Source organism: Mesorhizobium sp. M7A.F.Ca.CA.001.08.2.1 (assembly GCF_003998455.1).
Taxonomy (GTDB): Bacteria; Pseudomonadota; Alphaproteobacteria; order Rhizobiales; family Rhizobiaceae; genus Mesorhizobium; species Mesorhizobium ciceri.
Window position 1 is genome coordinate 1 of the sequence record NZ_RZPW01000794.1, and the last position, 2,734, is coordinate 2,734.

A 2,734-nucleotide genomic window follows, 5' to 3' on the forward strand; every position below is an offset into this window, starting at 1 on the left:
GCCGTGCAGGACCAGATCGATGGCGTCGTCAGCGGCAGATTCGATGCGGCGATGGCCGCGATCACGGTCACGGCCGACCGCGAAAAGGCCGTCGACTTCACGCAGCCCTTCTTCACGACCGGGCTCGGCATCGCGACGCCGCTCAACAACCAGCCGTCATGGCGGCCGGTGCTGCATGCCCTGACGTCGTTCGGCTTCCTGCAGGCGGTGCTGGCGCTGGTCATCATATCGGTGGTGGTCGGCGTCCTGATCTGGATGTTCGAACGCCGGCACAATGACGATTTCGGCGGCGGCGTCGCCAAGGGACTGTTTTCCAGCATGTGGTGGTCGACCATCGCCGCGACGCAGGCCAGCACCGGTGATTTCGGCCCGCGAACCGTGCCGGGGCGCGTGCTGGCCGCGCTCTGGATGATGGGATCGATCATCGCGATCGCGGTGTTCACCGCGGGTGTCACATCGGTGCTGACGGTGACGCAGATGGAAGGCATGGTGCAGGGCGAAAGCGATCTCGCCGCGGTCAGGGTCGGCGCGGTGCAGAGCTCGTCGACGGCGTCCTATCTGGATTCGACCCAGATCCGTCATCAGGACTTTGCCTCGATCCAGCAAGGCCTCAACGCGCTTCGCGCCGGCAAGATCGACGCGCTGGTGCACGACAAGCCGCTGCTTGGCTGGCTGGTCGGGCAGAATTACGCGACAAGCCTGCAGGTTCTCGATGCGGCGTTCGACCAGCAGCAATATGCCATTGCGCTGCCGCTCGGCAGCCCGTTGCGCAAGTCTCTCGATGTCGCCCTCCTGCAGACCATCGAAAGCGATTGGTGGAAGCAGGCCGTCTCCCAGTATCTGGGCGAGAAGTAGCCGGCAGCAATTTCAGCGGTGCTATGCGCTGGAAGAACCGCCGTCGCTATCCGAGAGTGGCGGCCTGTCTTTCAGGGATGGATGGTTGCTGTCACTGGTCCAGGTCGACCGGTGTCACGCCAAGAAGTTTCAGGGCATTGGCATAGGTCCGGATGCCTTGCGCCTGCTTGCGCTCGGCACAGAACCGGTTCGCCTTGTCCTGGAGTGCCGTTGCCTCGGCGATCTGGCTCGCACTGGCACCGGGTTTGGCTTTGGTCTGGATGGCTCCGTCGAGTTGAAGACCGAGCCGGCTGCAATATTCGCTCCGGGTGACCGCCGCATCCGACTGTGCGACCGCAAGCACGGCGAGCGAAATGCCTGTCAGGGCACCCATCCATCCGGTCGAACGTCGTTGCATGTTTCGGGACCATTTCTTCGCGTTGTGCCGCAGGCCGCGTGACCGCCGCGAGGGTGGTTATGACAGGAGATGTTTTCGCGAGTTTTTCCCGGATGTTGAATCTTGTTTCTGGAGTGTGTCTCGCGGTGAAGCTGCCAATCTCCCCCACGAGGGGGGAGATCGGCGGTGTGCGGCGCTTGCGCCTCTTCCTTTGCGGCTATCCTTCGCGTAAGGCGCCGGGCAAATCGTTTCACGCAAGCAAAATTCCCCGGACACCGCATGATCAGACTTGAAAGCATCAGCAAGCAGAATGGCCGTCAGCTTGTCTTCATCGAAGCGTCGGCGTCCCTGCAGAAGGGCGAGAAGGTCGGCCTCGTCGGGCCGAACGGCGCCGGCAAGACGACGCTGTTTCGCATGATCACCGGCCAGGAGCAGCCAGACGAAGGCCAGGTGCAGGTCGATCGCGGCGTCACCATCGGCTATTTCAGCCAGGATGTCGGCGACATGGAAGGCCACAGCGCTGTCGCCGAAGTGATGAACGGCGCCGGGCCGGTCAGCGAAGTCGCGGCCGAGATGGCAGCGCTCGAGGCGGCCATGGCCGATCCCGAGCAGGCCGACCAGATGGACGAGATCATCGAAAAATACGGCGAGGCGCAGCACCGCTTCGAGGAACTCGACGGTTATGCGCTGGATGGCCGCGCCCGCGAAGTGCTGGACGGTCTCGGCTTTTCGCAGGAGATGATGGACGGCGATGTCGGAAAGCTGTCCGGCGGCTGGAAGATGCGCGTGGCGCTGGCCCGCATCCTGTTGATGCGGCCCGACGCCATGTTGCTCGACGAGCCGTCGAACCATCTCGACCTGGAGAGCCTGATCTGGCTGGAATCTTTCCTGAAGAACTATGACGGCGCGCTGCTGATGACCTCGCACGACCGCGAGTTCATGAACCGCATCGTCAACAAGGTGGTCGAGATCGACGCCGGTTCGCTGACCGCCTATTCCGGAAACTACGAATTCTACCAGCAGCAGCGGGCGATCGCCGATAAGCAGCAGCAGGCTCAGTTCGAGCGCCAGCAGGCGATGCTGGCCAAGGAGATCGCCTTCATCGAGCGCTTCAAGGCGCGTGCCTCGCATGCCGCGCAGGTGCAGAGCCGGGTGAAGAAGCTGGACAAGATCGACCGCGTCGAGCCGCCGAAGCGCCGCCAGACCGTGTCCTTCGATTTCCTGCCGGCGCCGCGCTGCGGCGAGGATGTCGTGACGCTGAAGAACGTCCACAAGGGCTATGGCAGCCGCAGCATCTATGAGGGGCTCGATTTCCAGGTCCGCCGCCGCGAGCGCTGGTGCATCATGGGCGTCAACGGCGCCGGCAAATCGACGCTTCTGAAGCTGGTCGCCGGCGCTTCCGAGCCCGACACCGGCACGGTCGCGCGGGGCCCAAGTGTCAAGATGGGATATTTCGCCCAGCACGCCATGGAGGTGCTGGAAGGCGAGCGCACTGTGTTCCAG

3 protein-coding genes are annotated in these 2,734 nt (G+C 63.5%); 2 read left to right on the forward strand and 1 reads right to left on the reverse strand.

All coding sequences use genetic code 11. The features are described 5' to 3' along the window. Positions 1-855 (forward strand): transporter substrate-binding domain-containing protein (locus tag EN914_RS31025; RefSeq protein ID WP_127389497.1); only part of this gene is annotated, 855 nt, incomplete at its 5' end. A gap of 91 nt (positions 856-946) precedes the next feature. On the opposite strand, the gene EN914_RS31030 is transcribed toward EN914_RS31025, so the two are convergent. Further along, a complete protein-coding gene (locus EN914_RS31030) occupies positions 947-1,228 on the reverse strand; it encodes a hypothetical protein (RefSeq protein ID WP_013530639.1) in 282 nt (93 codons plus the stop codon). Positions 1,229-1,510: 282 nt separating this feature from the next. On the opposite strand from EN914_RS31030, the gene EN914_RS31035 reads away from it, so the two are divergent. Next, a partial coding sequence (locus EN914_RS31035; RefSeq protein ID WP_164779033.1) for an ABC-F family ATP-binding cassette domain-containing protein occupies positions 1,511-2,734 on the forward strand: 1,224 nt, incomplete at its 3' end.